The organism is Commensalibacter nepenthis (assembly GCF_029953305.1).
In the GTDB taxonomy this organism is placed as follows: domain Bacteria; phylum Pseudomonadota; class Alphaproteobacteria; order Acetobacterales; family Acetobacteraceae; genus Commensalibacter; species Commensalibacter nepenthis.
Map to the genome: position 1 here is coordinate 1,422,285 of NZ_JASBAN010000001.1, position 14,488 is coordinate 1,436,772.

Sequence of the window (14,488 nt, forward strand, 5' to 3'; positions counted from 1 at the left end):
CCGTTCATTTTAAGCTGTGGTTGAACGTTTTCTTTTTGATGTAGAGTGTGTTATTTTGGCTTTTGTTGCTGTTTTTGGAGTTCTTTTTGTTACCGTCTTCGCTTTTGCTGGAGAGTCAACAACGATATCTTCTTTTGGTTCTTCTTGTTCTGCGTCTGTTTGAACTTCAACAGGTTCTTTTGGAATGTCTGATACAGTTTCTAATACATCAGAATCTTCGGTCTCAATAAGGTCTTCTTGCAGAAAAATATCAAAATTAATAGGAGGTAAAGGGGGAAAACCTGGTGCACGGGGTAATCTGCCTTCTGAAGCACCATATAAAATATAGTGAATAAAAGGATTAATTGAAGATTGTGCTAGATCAGGATAAGAGACCAAGTAAAAGTCAGTGTTAAAAAAACGATTAGGGTTACGTCCTTCTCGATACCCGAACGAAAGGTAATGCTCTAGTGGGTCGCAATTTGCCATCGCGACATCTTGATATGTCGCGAGATACCAAGCAGAGTCAAATAAAAGAGATAGGGTTTCAATTTCAGACATTTTATTTTTAATCCATTATAATATTTTGTGAATTATGAAGAAAGTATAGCACCAGTTTATTGATAATTCAGACATATAGGTAATGTTTAAAAGAATGTTTTACAAGATTTATGATTTTTTTTATGAAAAATTTATAATTTCCTATTGTTCTCTATTTTTTTGCTGCGCTTAAGGTATTGAATAATAGGCAAGATATTGTTACTGGACCCACTCCGCCTGGAACTGGAGTAATTTTGCTTGCAATCCCTAATGTTTCATGAAAAGCAACATCACCGACCAATTTTACTTTATGATCTGCTGTTGTGATTCGATTTATTCCGACATCGATAATGACAGCACCTTTTTTTATCCAAGACCCTTTGACCAACTCTTTGCATCCTGTGGCGACAATTAAGATGTCTGCTTGTCGTGCTAATTCTGCGGTATTTTTTGTATCGATATGCGCAATTGTAACCGTACATCCTTGGTTTAAAAGTAATTGTGCCATTGGTTTGCCCATCAGATTGGAGGCCCCAATAACCAAAGCATTTAATCCGCGTAAGTTAGAAAGCTCTTGTTGCAATAATAATAAACATCCCAAAGGTGTACATGGAATAAAGCCATCTGTATGTCCAAGGGTTAATTTTCCAGTATTATACGCAGTCAGCCCATCAACATCTTTTTCAGGTAAAATTGCTTGAATAATTGGATCCGAATCCAGATGTTTGGGTAATGGCAGTTGAACAAGAATACCATGAATATCTGGATCATTATTCAACCTGTGTATCAGGTTTAGTAATTCTTGCTGTGTGGTTGTCTCGGGTAATAAATGCATAAAGGATCGCATGCCGACTTTATGCGTTTGTTTGGTTTTATTACGCACATACACTTCGCTGGCAGGATCATTGCCAACCAAAATAACAGCTAGACCTGGCGTAATTCCTGTGGTTCTTTGTAATTCTGTCACTTCAGCCTTGACTTCTTGAGTCATTTTTGCAGCAAAGGCTTTCCCATCAATCAGTTGTGTTTCTATAGATGTATTCACGACAATTAATCTTTATTCATTATTATTAAAAATTATACCAAGGATTATATAGTTGTTGTTGTGCTTTTTTTAAGTTGTTCTTTGTGAGCCCATTCATCAGCAATCGCAGCAACAATACCATTTCCCAGCACGCTGGTGGCTGTTCTTGCCATATCAAGGAATTGATCGATCCCTACAATCAGTAATAGCCCTGCAGCAGGGATATCAAATCCTGGCATAACCGCAGCCAGCATAACTGTTGAAGCTCTTGGAACTCCAGCAATGCCTTTGCTGCTAATCATCATAACCAGTAACATCATCATTTGTTTATCCCAAGGCATGTTGACGTGATAGACTTGGGCAATAAAGATGGCCGCAAAAGAAAGGAAAACCATCGTACCACAAAGGTTAAAGCTATATCCTAAAGGCAAAACAAAAGCAGATACTTTTGGGGATACACCAAAATCAGTTAATTTTTCCAATAGACGAGGAAAAGCCGATTCACTGCTAGCGGTTGAAAAGCCAACTAAAACTGGTTCAGAAATAAAAGGTAGTAGCTTAAATACTTTTTTACCCATCATGCAATATCCTGCACCGATCAAGATGACCCACATAATCAGAACAAGTATATAAAATTCAAGCAAATATATCCCATAATTTCCAATGATTTGTATACCATTTTGGGTGGCAATTGAAAGCAAAGAGGCAAAAACAACCAATGGAACAATTTTCATCACCATATCGGTGACTTTTAACATTACATGCCCCATCGCATCAATGCCATCACGTAGAATTTGTGCTGATTTTCCAGGTAAACTTGCCAAACCAAGTCCAAAAAATACAGCAAAAACAACCAGTTGGATCATATCATTTTTTGCCATAGCATCAACGATGCTGTCTGGTACAATATGAAGGATAAATTTGACGATATCAAAGCGATAGCTGGAATGGTCGGCAGAGATGGGCGGAGGATTATTCGTAAAGCCAACACCTGGTTGAACGATATTGGCATATATCATTCCCACGGCTAGCGAGACGAAAGAGGCAACGATAAACCAAAGGATAACTTTGATACCAATTGTTTTAATTGTGCTGGTATCTTGTACATTACTGATCCCTGCAATCAAAGTCGTAAGCACAAGAGGGGCAACAATCATTTTAATTAATCGTAAAAAAATATGAACGATTAAGTCTGATGTTCCCATGATAAAGGTCATTAAGTCGGTTGTTTTTGTAATATGTATGTTTTTACCATAAGCATGACAAATCAGACCTAAAACAAGTCCAGATATCATCGCAATTCCGATAATTGTTACTTGCCTTAAAAGCGAATTGGATGAGGTTGAAGGTGTGTGCCCAATTTGTTCTGATGCCATACTGTATTTCCCTGTTAATGACCAATGATTAAAAAAAATAAAACAATTTAAACTAATTTTTTACTGCGTAATAAACAGAATGCAGCAATGGTGACCATACAAGTGACTTCACCTGTTTCAATCATACTTTCAAATTGAACAAGTGGTACAGAATGGCAAGTCATATTTTGTTCAGTTGCTTCACGATTTGTTGTGTGTTGTGTTAAATCTGTTGCTAAAAAAACATGCCCTTTTTGTGTGGAATATCCAGCACCTTGATAAAAGCTACCTGCGTGTATCATATTTTTTGCTCGTAGTCCTGTTTCTTCCTCTAATTCTCCAACAGCAATCATTTCGGGGGTGGCATCGGGTTTTAGCTCCCACATACCCATCGGTAATTCCCACATAAATTCACCAACAGGATAACGATATTGACGAATAAGGGTTACTGTTTTTTCGTTATTTTCAATACTCAAAGGTAAAATAACAGCAAACTCATTCCGTTCAACAACACCGAACATTCCATCTAAATCATTTGGATATTTGATAATATCTTCGCGTATTTTTAACCAACGATTTTCATAGGCAATGCGTGAAGACACAGGTGTAATCCCGCCAGCATCAGGTTGGCCAATAATTTTTTTTGAAGTCATAATAAATATTATCCTGTTGGTATGAAAAGAAATTAAATGATGCGTTTAAATTATTTATTTTGTATCTGCCTGTTTCTTCTCTTTCCACATAGTTGCAAAATCAATACGTTGCAAAGTTACGGGGGGTAAGTTCGCTGATCTGGTAATATTTAGCACTGTGTTTCTGATTTCTGGAAATAGTAAATCAGGGGTATGTATCATCAGCAAATCTTCTAAGTTGGACGTTTCAAGTGTTGGAAAGCTAACCATACCTGCATATTGAAGATATAGACTAAAAATAGAATCATTACGATTATCGTCGGTGGTTACTGTACTGACACAAGAAATAAAAACAGTTACATCAAAATTGGGTTGTTCTTCAACCAATTGTTGTGCATTGACATCAACCGTTACTGTTAAGTTGGGGGAGGCGGGAATATTTTCGAAAATATAAGGGGCTGCTGGGATTTTCAGGCTTATTTCTTTGATATATTGAGTATGCAGCTGAAGGTCAGATAATTTAGTTGCTTCAAGCGTTGGGTTGTTCTCAGACATGATGTTTATTCTTTATCATTTAAGTATATGAATTATTCTTGTGCAGATTATATAACAAGAATTACGCAGAAGACAAAATTAGAATTTATTTTATTTATAGTAGAGGGCAGGGAAATAAAATATTTGTCTTTGATGTGGTGTCGATGTCGCGTTATTTAAAGTATTATAGATCGATACTAAAATTAATTTGAAATCATTATTAGATGACTCATATGATGAAAGTATGATGCTATAGGTACATACTGACAAGACTAATATTGAATAGTTTTAAATTTTGCTTATGTAAAATTGCTTATCTATATTTTGAAATATATTATATAGTAATTCAAAAATGATGCCTCAATTAAATAATTTAAGGAGATATTTTTAAGTGTTGCGTTTAATAATCATTGTGCCATTTTTAGCTGTTTTGGGTGTTTTTTTAATATTTAACGAAGAGCCCGTGCAAATGTATTTTCCTTTATTAAGTTGGCAAGTTTCTGTTGGAGCGTTTGCTTTACTATTGGGGTTGGCGTCCTTTATCATTGGTGTTTTGGTTATGTTTGTTTCGCTAGTCAAGCAATGGCGTAAAGTCAGAACAGCCAATAAACAAATTCAAGAACTAGAAAAAAAACTAAACGAATTGCGTGAGCAATATATTAATAATTTGACACAACCTGTTGCTGGGCATGCTGCTATCCAAACACCTTCAGAACCTGTAACAGTCATTGGACAGTCCGCAGAAGCTGATGCAGAAACATTGACCTTAACCAAATAGTATAAAAATGAAGAAAAATACAGGATTGATTCTTGCATTAGATACCAAAGACCCTTCTCAAGCAGAGGAATGGGCAAAAATTGCTGATGCGACTGGGCAAATGATAAAGATAGGCATGGAATATACTTATGCTTGTGGCTTTGATGAAGTATGCCGTTTGGCTCAGGGTAGGAAGATTTTTCTAGATTTAAAACTGCATGATATTCCGAACACTGTTGCTTCTGCGATTGCGAGTTTAGCACCTGTAAAACCTGCAATGTTAACGATTCATGCACTGGGTGGACAAGATATGATCCGTGCTGCGCGCAGATCAGTTGACGAACATTTCCTGAACGAAAATAAACCGATCTTATTGGCTGTTACGGTATTAACCAGTATGAATCAAGAGAATTTGGGGGCTATTGGCATTTTTGTAACGCCGTTGGAGCAAGTATTGTTACTTGGTAAAATGGCTTTGGCTGCTGGGGCAGATGGATTGGTTTGCTCCCCACAAGAGGTGGCATATTTACGGGAATATTTAGGTGATGAGGTCATTTTAGTGGTTCCTGGTATTCGAATGGCAGATGCTGTTGCTGATGACCAACAGCGCGTCATGACACCAGCACAAGCACGTGAAGCAGGTGCCAGTTGGATTGTTGTGGGTCGTCCAATTACAAGAGCAGCAAATCCAGAAGTAATGGCAACGCAAATACTTCGTGAATTACAAGGGTGATCGAGTGTGACGGGTATTAAGATTTGTGGTGTCAAAGAGCCTGCAACGTATGATTTGTTGATAAAGTTGAAAGTCAATTGGGTTGGGCTGGTATTTTATGAGCCTTCACCGCGATTTATTTCCATGGGTCAAGTGCGTCAATTACCTGATTATCATAATGAGGGGTTGTTAAGAGTTGGATTGTTTGTGAAACCAACGGTTGATGAAGTGAGACGTGTCCTAGATACAGTTAGACTGGATATTTTACAACTTTATACAAGCTTGGAGGTCGCACACACTATTCGTGAAGCATGTGATATTCCTGTTTGGTTGGCTAAAGGGATTAAAGAGCGCTCTGATCTCCCGAAAACTTGCTCAGTTGATGGGTTGGTGATTGAGACACCTTCAAATCATTCTGATTTACGACCGGGTGGCAATGGTCGAACCTTTGATTGGCGGTTAACCTCTACATGGGATATCCCTAAACCTTGGTTATTGGCGGGTGGATTAACGCCGGACAATGTTGGGCAAGCGATCCAACAATCTGGTGCTAAAGCGGTTGATGTTTCATCTGGTGTAGAGCGTCACAAAGGCGAAAAAGATTCCACGTTAATTCGACAATTTGTTGAAACTATTCGTGCTATTGATTGTAACGTGTCTTAGGTAATTTTTCAGATGAACCAACAATTTTTACCCGACCCATCCGTTAGGCTTGAAAAAAATAATATCCATTTAGAGCCATTATCCCTAGCACACCAAGAGGGATTGCAACAAGCCTGCAAAGATGGAGAATTATGGAGATTAAGAATTACCTCAACCCCGCATTATTCACAGGTTAATTCATATATTCAAACGGCTTTACAAGCTAGGGAAATAGGTAAAAGATTTGCGTTTGCTGTTGTTGACGAGCAAAATAATCGTGTGATTGGCACAACCAGTTACCATGATATTTTGCCAGCCGTTCAACGATTGGAAATTGGGTATACATGGTATGCAAAATCAGTGCAGAGAACGCATGTGAATACAATATGTAAGCTGTTATTATTAGAATATGCTTTTGAAACATTATATGCAAAAACAGTGGGATGGCGTACGGATATTTTTAATTTCAAAAGCCAACGTGCTATTGAACGATTAGGTGCTAAAAGAGACGGTGTTATTCGTGGTGATGCCTTGAGAAAAGATGGTACTATTCGGGACACAGTGATGTATAGTGTCGTTGCGGGGGAGTGGTTCAATATCAAGGCGCATTTAATTGGATTGCTAGAAAATCAATATTAATTCTAGTATATTTAACCATACGGGCAAAATTGTTCTACAGTTAAATGTCTCGCTCAAAGAAAAGCATTACTTCATCAAGCAAATTATCAAATAGTGATAACAGAACCCTATCAAGAAATGTTAAAAGCACTGCAATAAAGTGAGTGTTGTGCGATGATTGTGATAGGATTTATCGTTTTTATGTGTGTGGTTGCTTTTTTGATGCTTTAATTATCCTCATGTTTGCTCGCGATAGATTAGCAATTTTTCGATTGCATCTATACAACACTATCAGTTTTTTTTATTTTCAACTTTGTGTGTTTTAAAAGTGTATTTGCTCTTAGAGTGCGTCTGTTATGTGATAATAATGATAATTTGTACCTATATGATTATGAGTTTTAAGCGGATAGATATAGCACACATGATCTGTAAATTTTGTGTCAGATGAGGATATTTATCAAAAAAATATTTTTTTAATTTACTAAAAAATTTGTTATAATTATATATGGTTTTGGTTTTTTATAAAGAGGAACAATATGATGCAAAATAATCTGAGTAGTCCATCAAAAGCGATTGAGTTTTTTCTTGAAGATAAAGGTTCAAAATTAAGCCTGCAAAATATTGATAATTTTATCAAAAATATAGAGGGCGTGAAATCTGCAGAAGTTGATCCTGCATCAGGACAAGCTAAAATAACTTTAACAGCAGATTCTCTATTTGATAAAAAATTGATCGAAATACAAAGATTGCTCTTTGCGCAAGGCTATGAAGTGAAAGCAAAAAATACAAACGGTATACAGGCTGTTTTATTTTTTGGCACAATGGCGTTGGGGTTCTTGATTGTCGCGATTGTGATGACATTGTTTTATTATTTTGGACCTTCTTTGCCATCATTAGTGTAACTATACTGTTTCGTTAGAAGTAAAAGCCTCTTATAATAAAATAAGAGGCTTTTTTTTATATCAATTTGTACCCTTCTTCTTCGATAACAGCCTTGACCGCGCTATGGTCTGGATTTCCTTTGATTGTGAGGGTTTTAGTATCTAGATCAACGGTTGCTTCATCAACATTTGGCAATGCTTCTATGACCTCTTTGACTGATTTTGCACAGTGTTGGCAGGTCATACCCTCAACTTTAAAAATTTGCATGATTGTGACTCCATTAAAACAGCATATTATATAATAAAAAGAATTATTTTATATTAGGCTACAAAAATAGGACCAAGTAAAGATGTCTAGTGAATCTTCTCTTACACGCTCAGTTGATTTTTTAATTTCTGGAATGACATGTGCTTCGTGTGTCAGGCGTGTTGAAAAAGTCATTGAACGTGTTGAAGGGGTGGATGAAGTCAGCGTCAACCTGACTTTGGAACAGGCAAGAGTTGTTTTGCAAAATTCTGAGGCGTTGCAGCAAAAAATTAATGAAATAGAAACCGTCGTTAATAATACAGGGTATGAGGCAAAGTGGCTTAACCCAGAAGAAAAGATAGAGGACACTTCTGGATCAGATCAACATAAAGATTTTTTGCAATGGGTCATTGCAGCAGCTTTTTCTTTGCCATTAGTGCTTTCTATGATTGTGGTCCCTATCCATCATGGTTGGATGCTACCAGGTTGGATACAGTTTTTATTGGCAACACCTGTGCAATTTTGGTTAGGACGACATTTTTATGTAGCAGGCTTTCGTGCGGTTAAGGCGGGTGCTGGGAATATGGATTTATTGGTTGCATTAGGTTCCAGTGCAGCTTGGATTCTCAGCACGGTTTTATTAATTGGGTATTTGTTTGATCCTACCGCTCAATCAGAACCCCATTTATACTATGAAAGTTCTGCGTTAATTATTACCTTTATTTTGTTTGGACATTGGTTGGAAAAACGTGCCAGACATAAAGCTGCGTCTTCTATTCGTGCTTTACAAGCCTTACGCCCAGATACAGTTTGTAAATGGGTAGATGGGCAAGAAATAGTTGTTCCCAGTGAAGCAATGATTGTTGGTGATATTGTTGTGGTGCGTCCAGGGGAACGAATCCCATGTGATGGTGTGGTTTATGATGGTGAAAGTGCTGTTGATGAATCCATGTTGACTGGAGAAGCTGTTCCAGTTGAAAAAATTAAAGGGGATCAGGTAACTGGTGGCTCTTTGAATGCGAATGGACGTTTATTAATCCAAGTAGAGAAAACAGGTAAAGAAACACGTTTAGCAACGATTGTTCAATTGGTTGAAAATGCACAAGCCTCTAAAGCACCTATTCAAAAGCTAGTTGATCGTATTAGTGCTGTATTTGTGCCTATTGTGATAGTGGTTGCACTGGTTACTTTCTTTGGGTGGTGGATCAATGGATATTTGGTTGAAGGGTTATTGCATGGTGCTGCTGTTTTAGTAATTGCATGTCCTTGCGCTTTGGGTTTGGCAACACCAACAGCATTGGCAACAGGGTGTGGGGCTGCTGCACGATCTGGGATTTTAATTCGTGATGCTGAAGCATTAGAGCGTGCTGCGCATATTCAAGTGGTAGGGTTTGATAAAACAGGGACTTTGACCGAAGGGAAATTATCTGTTGTCTCTATTGTTCCCGCTGAAGGTTTTAATGTACAGCAAATTTTACAATGGACAGCTAGTCTTTCTTTGGGTAGTGAGCATCCTTTGGCAAAGGCGTTGTTAAATAAAGCAAAAGCTGAGAATATAGAATTACTAACACCAGAATCTTTTCGTGTAATTAAAGACCAAGGAAGAGGGATTAGTGGTAAGATTAATGATGTAACTTTTCTTTTTGGCAATCAAAAGATGATTGAAAATTTTGGTTTACATGGCGATCAGTTACCTAGCGATGTGAATGGGGCAACGGTTTCTTGGTTAGTTCGTTATCAAGATGGCAACTATGAATTACTAGGTGTGGTGGCATTTGAAGATCATATTCGTGAGGGGGCAAATAAAGCGATTGCTCAATTAAAAGCAAAGCAAGTGAAGGTTGTTATTGTAACAGGAGATAATGAGCAAGCTGCATATAAAGTTGCAAATGCTGTAGAGGTAGAGGAAGTTTATGCAAGTTTAAGCCCTGAAGATAAACAAAATTTGATTGTTCAATTAAGAAGCGAAGCGGGTCAAAAACGCTCTGTTGCAATGGTTGGTGACGGGATCAATGATGCCCCAGCATTGGCAGAGGCGGATCTTGGTATTGCGATTGGAGAAGGCACCGATGTTGCTGCTGAGGTGGCTGGTGTGGTTTTAATGCGTAACAATCCTGGGTTGGTGGCAGCAACGATAGATATTGCTCAAAAAACACGCCAACGGATTAAGGAAGGGTTATTTTGGGCATTTATTTATAATATTATCGGAATTCCTTTGGCGGTATTTGGGTTTCTTAGTCCTGCGGTGGCAGGCGGAGCAATGGCATTAAGTAGTATGTGTGTTGTAGCCAATGCTCTAAGATTATTGCGATGGAAAGCTCAAATCTAATTTAAAAATAGGAGTTTAATGATGATGAATATCAAAGCAACAAGTATGAAATTATGTCTTTGTGCTGGTGCAATCTTGCTTTCAAGTCCGTTAATGGCGCAATCAGTGAAGCCACAGAATAATATTATTCACTCTAAACAGGCTGATAATTCTGGCATGTCCAATTGTCATTATACTACGGTGGGTTTCTTTCATGTGTTGCAAGAGAATATTGTTCAAAAAGATAAACAATCAGTTGCAGCAATGGTGAAATATCCATTGTGGGTACAATTGAATGGGAAACAGATACAGATCAAAGATCAACAACAATTTGTAGAGCACTATGATGCGGTTATCACGCCTAAAATTGAAAAAATTGTGCAAGATCAAAAAATCAAAACATTACTCTCAACCTATCGAGGAATGGCTTTTGGGAATGGCGAAATTTGGTTTTCCAATGCTTGTCAAGATAAAGCACAGAAAGACTCCAAGATGGTAAGAATGCAAATTATTGGCATCAATAATTTTATGTAAACTGATAGAGGCAATATATGCTGAACATTAAAATGATCTTTATGGTTTTTGTTTTCGTTGGTTTATTGACAAATTCGTTGAGTGCTATCGCACGTCCTTCTAGTGATGTTAAAACAATAGAGCAAATGAATGTTCTATTGGATTTTTTATACGGTTCTCATCATGGGTATCAGGTCTTTGTCAATCAGTTAAAGGAAGATATTGCCCATCAAAACAAAGGGGGTGTTGCCGAATTTGTTAAATATCCTCTAACAATAAATCTGAATAACAAGCCTGTTGCCATTAAAAACACACAACAATTTATTCAAAATTACGAGGCTATTATTACTCCTAAAGTTAAAGGAGCTGTTGCAAAACAACAATTTATTGGGATGTTTGCAAATGGGCAGGGGATGATGTTTGGCAGTGGTCAATTATGGATTTCTGGATATTGTTTGGATAAAACTTGTAAAGACCCAACACAGATGAAAATTTATATTAAAGCCATTAATAATTAAAAAAGAATAAAGGTCTTAGGTGATTCTAAGACCTGAATATTAATTAAGCAGAAGCTTCAACCATTTTATCAGCGATTCGTAAGCCTAATTTATTAAATAAGGTCAGATCGCTGCTTTTCTCTGGATTTGGACAGGTTAATAAACGTTGCCCAAGGAATATCGAGTTGACCCCAGCCAAATAACATAGTGTTTGCATTTCTGGGCTCATTTCTGTTCTGCCAGCAGCAAGGCGTACGTAACTTTGTGGCATGACAATGCGTGTGACGGCAATCGTGCGAACAAAATCCAAAGGGTCAATGGTTTCTGCATCTTCCAAAGGGGTGCCTTTAACACGAATCAATAGGTTAATCGGCACACTTTCTGGATGTTTAGGTAAGTTGGCTAAGCTTTTAATCATGCTGGCGCGATCGATTTCGTCTTCGTTCATCCCTAAAATACCACCACAGCATACTTTAATTCCTGCTTCACGCACGAAAGCTAATGTGTCTAAACGATCTTGATAGGTACGAGTAGAAATAATCTTTTCATAATGCTCTTCGGAAGTATCCAGATTATGATTGTAATAATCCAGCCCAGCTTTTTTTAATTTTAGGGTTTGTTCAAGGTTTAACATGCCTAACGTTACACATGTTTCAAGCCCTAACTCTTTGACGCCTTCGATCATTGCGCAAACGGTTTCTAGATCATGATCTTTTGGGGAACGCCATGCAGCACCCATACAAAAACGTGTGGCACCTTCGGCTTTGGCCTCGCGGGCTTTTTCCAAGACTTTGTCGACTGCCATTAGGCGATCAGCTTTGATCTTTTCTTCGTGTCTGGCGCTTTGCGGGCAATAAGCACAATCTTCTGGACACCCACCGCTTTTAATGGAAAGCAAGGTAGAGACTTGGATTTTAGTTGGATCAAAATAAATGCGATGTGCAGATTGTGCTTTGAACATGAGTTCTGGTAAAGGCAGTGCGAATAATGCAGAAACTTCCTCTTTTGTCCAATCATGACGAATAGGGAAGGTTTCTTCTGTTATTAAGTCATCACTTAACGTTTTATGGGCAAGCATAAAAATATCCTTAAATTATTATCAGGCTGAGTCACCGAGATAAAAGAGTGCTGTATATAGGGTTAAAATAAGTTAAGAAAAGATTTCTGAAAACAATAAAATATCAGGAATATAAAATATTCATTTTTGTGCATAGGAAATGTAGTAAAATTTAATTCATTCTATATAAGGTTAATTTTGCGGTTAAGATATAAGATATTTTATCTAAATGAAGCGAGGGACGCTATGAATCGGTTAATTATATGTCAAAAAAAAGGAAAATTAGGTATTTTAACCTTAAATCGTCCTAAATCTTTAAATGCAATTAACCCAGCGTTGCAACAAGAAATTATCTCGCAGTTAGAATTATGGAAAACAGATCGATTAATTCAAGAGATTGTTATTAACAGCTCACATACCAAGGCTTTTTGTGCCGGTGGGGATATTCGTGAAATTGCATCTTTTGTAAAGGCGGGTCAGTACGAGCAAGCCATCGATGTTTTTATACATAATTATCAGCTTATTTACTATATTTCTAAATATCCTAAACCTGTTATCAGTATCATGGATGGGATTACAATGGGCGGCGGGGTCGGTCTTGGGTGTTTTTCCTCTCATCGTATTGTAACAGGACGTGCTGTGTTGGCAATGCCAGAGGTTATGATCGGTCTTACCCCAGATGCAGGAAGTAATTGTTTGTTTGGAAAAGCACCAGGGTACATGGGTCTGCGCATGATGTTGACAGGAAAAAGATTTCAGGCTGAGGAAGCAATAAAGTTGGGTTTTGCAGATTATAGGGTGTCTGCTTCTATGGTTGATTTTGTTTTAACACAATTAGAAAAGCGCGATATCGATGATGTTTTATCTTATTTAAAACGTGAAAAAGAATATGATCCCAGTTTTTTGAAAGAAGTTGAAACGATTTATAATGCTCCTGATATTAAAACAATCATAGCAAATCTGAAACAAAGTGATTTCCCTTGGGCAAAAGAAGATTTAAAAGAAATTTTACAAGCATGTCCGTTTTCGTTACATATTACTTATAAGGCTTGGCAGAACAAATTATCTGATTTAAAGGATGTGTTACAACAAGATTTGAGCATTATCAGTCATTTGGTCATGCGTTCTGATTTTATGGAAGGGGTTCGGGCGAGTGTGATTGATAAAGATCGTTCGCCAAAATGGAGTGCTGATTCAATTTCATCAAAAATAATCGACACATGCTTCGTTTCGTCTTATAAACTATATAGCTGAATATATTAGGGCAAATATTTTCTTTTGCTCTATAGGACTCAAAAATATATAATCCAGAAAATTAAGAATATTAATCTTTTTTCAAGGTAAAAAATTATGAAGCATTGGGATATGGAACAGATCAAATGGGATCGATTTGATCCATCTCTTATTGACCCAAAAATTGTTCCTTTAATCAAAGCTGCTTCAGTTGTTGAGCGAAATAGTGTCGATTATACAGTGTATCTTAATAACGTATTTGAACATGATGCTGAGTTAAGGCAATTATTTCAACAATGGGAAGTTGAAGAGGTTCAGCATGGTGAAGTGCTTGGGCGGTGGGCAATGATGGCTGATCCAAGTTGGAACTATCAAAAAAGTTTTGATCGGTTTAAAGAATTTTATAAAATAGATCTTGATACAAATAGTTCGATCAGAGGTTCCCACGCGGGTGAATTTATTGCTCGTGCAATGGTCGAGGTCGGTACTTCTTCTTATTACAGCGCCTTGGTTGATTATGTAAAGGAACCTGTTTTAAAAGAAATTTGTCGTAAGATAGCAGGGGATGAGTTTCGTCATTACAAATTATTTTACGATTGTATGAAGCAATATTTACCACAAGATAATCTATCCAAATGGGCGCGTGCGAAAATTGCAATAGGACGTATTGTTGAAAGTCAAGACGACGAGTTGGCATCTGCATTCCATATTACCAATGAACCAGAAGGAATGCCTTATAATCATAAACGGTGTATAGCGTTATATATGGTCAATGCAATGCCTTTATATCAACGTCATCATGTTGCGCGTGTGGTTAATATGGTATTTAAAACGATTGGTTGGATGCCTTCGATGAAATTACAGGAAATCCTTGCCAAAGTTATGATGTATATTATTAAATTCCAACATAAATCTTATGCAAAACAAATTGCAGGTTTGGTATAACCCATATTCATTTC

The 14,488-nt window shown here is 37.2% G+C and carries 17 protein-coding genes; 10 read left to right on the top strand and 7 right to left on the bottom strand.

Annotation, left to right across the window (positions count from 1 at the left end; all coding sequences use genetic code 11):
- Window positions 1-9 precede the first annotated feature (9 nt).
- From QJV33_RS06560 to QJV33_RS06580, 5 genes are all read right to left on the bottom strand, one after another.
- Window positions 10-540 (bottom strand): splicing factor 3b subunit 2, encoded by a 531-nt coding sequence (locus QJV33_RS06560; protein WP_281462572.1) that lies wholly within the window; start codon window positions 538-540, stop codon window positions 10-12.
- A gap of 151 nt (window positions 541-691) precedes the next feature.
- Entirely contained in the window at window positions 692-1,564 is an 873-nt protein-coding gene (gene folD, locus QJV33_RS06565) for a bifunctional methylenetetrahydrofolate dehydrogenase/methenyltetrahydrofolate cyclohydrolase FolD (RefSeq protein ID WP_281462573.1), read from the bottom strand.
- A gap of 44 nt (window positions 1,565-1,608) precedes the next feature.
- Window positions 1,609-2,919 carry a dicarboxylate/amino acid:cation symporter gene (locus tag QJV33_RS06570; protein WP_281462574.1) on the bottom strand — a complete coding sequence of 437 codons (1,311 nt, stop codon included), beginning with the start codon at window positions 2,917-2,919 and terminating at the stop codon, window positions 1,609-1,611.
- Window positions 2,920-2,966: 47 nt separating this feature from the next.
- Window positions 2,967-3,551 carry an NUDIX domain-containing protein gene (locus QJV33_RS06575; protein WP_281462575.1) on the bottom strand — a complete coding sequence of 195 codons (585 nt, stop codon included), beginning with the start codon at window positions 3,549-3,551 and terminating at the stop codon, window positions 2,967-2,969.
- Between the two features lie 54 nt (window positions 3,552-3,605).
- The gene (locus QJV33_RS06580; protein WP_281462576.1) at window positions 3,606-4,085 is read right to left on the bottom strand and encodes a protein-export chaperone SecB; all 480 of its coding nucleotides are present in this window, start codon (window positions 4,083-4,085) and stop codon (window positions 3,606-3,608) included.
- 370 nt (window positions 4,086-4,455) lie between these two features.
- On the opposite strand from QJV33_RS06580, the gene QJV33_RS06585 reads away from it, so the two are divergent.
- From QJV33_RS06585 to QJV33_RS06605, 5 genes are all read left to right on the top strand, one after another.
- Window positions 4,456-4,842, top strand: coding sequence for a lipopolysaccharide assembly protein LapA domain-containing protein (locus tag QJV33_RS06585; protein ID WP_281462577.1), 387 nt, complete (start codon window positions 4,456-4,458; stop codon window positions 4,840-4,842).
- Between the two features lie 7 nt (window positions 4,843-4,849).
- A complete protein-coding gene (gene pyrF / locus QJV33_RS06590) occupies window positions 4,850-5,554 on the top strand; it encodes an orotidine-5'-phosphate decarboxylase (protein WP_281462578.1) in 705 nt (234 codons plus the stop codon).
- A 6-nt stretch (window positions 5,555-5,560) separates the two neighbouring features.
- Window positions 5,561-6,196 (top strand): phosphoribosylanthranilate isomerase, encoded by a 636-nt coding sequence (locus tag QJV33_RS06595; protein WP_281462579.1) that lies wholly within the window; start codon window positions 5,561-5,563, stop codon window positions 6,194-6,196.
- Between the two features lie 12 nt (window positions 6,197-6,208).
- Complete coding sequence (locus QJV33_RS06600; protein WP_281462580.1) at window positions 6,209-6,814, top strand: GNAT family N-acetyltransferase; 606 nt, start codon at window positions 6,209-6,211, stop codon at window positions 6,812-6,814.
- A 515-nt stretch (window positions 6,815-7,329) separates the two neighbouring features.
- Window positions 7,330-7,695, top strand: a complete 366-nt coding sequence (locus QJV33_RS06605) for a heavy-metal-associated domain-containing protein (protein WP_281462581.1) — start codon at window positions 7,330-7,332, stop codon at window positions 7,693-7,695.
- 55 nt (window positions 7,696-7,750) lie between these two features.
- On the opposite strand, the gene QJV33_RS06610 is transcribed toward QJV33_RS06605, so the two are convergent.
- Complete coding sequence (locus tag QJV33_RS06610; RefSeq protein ID WP_281462582.1) at window positions 7,751-7,942, bottom strand: heavy-metal-associated domain-containing protein; 192 nt, start codon at window positions 7,940-7,942, stop codon at window positions 7,751-7,753.
- 82 nt (window positions 7,943-8,024) lie between these two features.
- On the opposite strand from QJV33_RS06610, the gene QJV33_RS06615 reads away from it, so the two are divergent.
- From QJV33_RS06615 to QJV33_RS06625, 3 genes are read left to right on the top strand one after another with little or no spacing between them, the layout of a single operon-like run.
- Window positions 8,025-10,250: a heavy metal translocating P-type ATPase gene (locus tag QJV33_RS06615; protein ID WP_281462583.1), complete on the top strand. Its 2,226-nt coding sequence runs from the start codon at window positions 8,025-8,027 to the stop codon at window positions 10,248-10,250.
- Between the two features lie 18 nt (window positions 10,251-10,268).
- Window positions 10,269-10,763: a hypothetical protein gene (locus QJV33_RS06620; RefSeq protein WP_281462584.1), complete on the top strand. Its 495-nt coding sequence runs from the start codon at window positions 10,269-10,271 to the stop codon at window positions 10,761-10,763.
- A 17-nt stretch (window positions 10,764-10,780) separates the two neighbouring features.
- Window positions 10,781-11,260, top strand: coding sequence for a hypothetical protein (locus QJV33_RS06625; RefSeq protein ID WP_281462585.1), 480 nt, complete (start codon window positions 10,781-10,783; stop codon window positions 11,258-11,260).
- A 43-nt stretch (window positions 11,261-11,303) separates the two neighbouring features.
- Here QJV33_RS06625 and bioB read toward each other — a convergent pair whose 3' ends face one another.
- Window positions 11,304-12,317, bottom strand: coding sequence for a biotin synthase BioB (gene bioB / locus QJV33_RS06630; protein WP_281462586.1), 1,014 nt, complete (start codon window positions 12,315-12,317; stop codon window positions 11,304-11,306).
- A gap of 225 nt (window positions 12,318-12,542) precedes the next feature.
- On the opposite strand from bioB, the gene QJV33_RS06635 reads away from it, so the two are divergent.
- Entirely contained in the window at window positions 12,543-13,550 is a 1,008-nt protein-coding gene (locus QJV33_RS06635) for an enoyl-CoA hydratase/isomerase family protein (RefSeq protein WP_281462587.1), read from the top strand.
- A 96-nt stretch (window positions 13,551-13,646) separates the two neighbouring features.
- Window positions 13,647-14,474: a ferritin-like domain-containing protein gene (locus tag QJV33_RS06640; protein WP_281462588.1), complete on the top strand. Its 828-nt coding sequence runs from the start codon at window positions 13,647-13,649 to the stop codon at window positions 14,472-14,474.
- The last annotated feature ends 14 nt before the right edge of the window (window positions 14,475-14,488 follow it).

Bases quoted from the DNA above. Each gene is read 5' to 3' on its own strand.
- QJV33_RS06560 (WP_281462572.1), bottom strand. From the start codon at position 540: ATGTCTGAAATTGAAACCCTATCTCTTTTATTTGACTCTGCTTGGTAT.
- QJV33_RS06570 (WP_281462574.1), bottom strand. From the start codon at position 2,919: ATGGCATCAGAACAAATTGGGCACACACCTTCAACCTCATCCAATTCG.
- QJV33_RS06575 (WP_281462575.1), bottom strand. From the start codon at position 3,551: ATGACTTCAAAAAAAATTATTGGCCAACCTGATGCTGGCGGGATTACA.
- QJV33_RS06580 (WP_281462576.1), bottom strand. From the start codon at position 4,085: ATGTCTGAGAACAACCCAACGCTTGAAGCAACTAAATTATCTGACCTT.
- pyrF (WP_281462578.1), top strand. From the start codon at position 4,850: ATGAAGAAAAATACAGGATTGATTCTTGCATTAGATACCAAAGACCCT.
- QJV33_RS06600 (WP_281462580.1), top strand. From the start codon at position 6,209: ATGAACCAACAATTTTTACCCGACCCATCCGTTAGGCTTGAAAAAAAT.
- QJV33_RS06605 (WP_281462581.1), top strand. From the start codon at position 7,330: ATGATGCAAAATAATCTGAGTAGTCCATCAAAAGCGATTGAGTTTTTT.
- QJV33_RS06610 (WP_281462582.1), bottom strand. From the start codon at position 7,942: ATGCAAATTTTTAAAGTTGAGGGTATGACCTGCCAACACTGTGCAAAA.
- QJV33_RS06615 (WP_281462583.1), top strand. From the start codon at position 8,025: ATGTCTAGTGAATCTTCTCTTACACGCTCAGTTGATTTTTTAATTTCT.
- QJV33_RS06620 (WP_281462584.1), top strand. From the start codon at position 10,269: ATGATGATGAATATCAAAGCAACAAGTATGAAATTATGTCTTTGTGCT.
- QJV33_RS06625 (WP_281462585.1), top strand. From the start codon at position 10,781: ATGCTGAACATTAAAATGATCTTTATGGTTTTTGTTTTCGTTGGTTTA.
- bioB (WP_281462586.1), bottom strand. From the start codon at position 12,317: ATGCTTGCCCATAAAACGTTAAGTGATGACTTAATAACAGAAGAAACC.
- QJV33_RS06635 (WP_281462587.1), top strand. From the start codon at position 12,543: ATGAATCGGTTAATTATATGTCAAAAAAAAGGAAAATTAGGTATTTTA.
- QJV33_RS06640 (WP_281462588.1), top strand. From the start codon at position 13,647: ATGAAGCATTGGGATATGGAACAGATCAAATGGGATCGATTTGATCCA.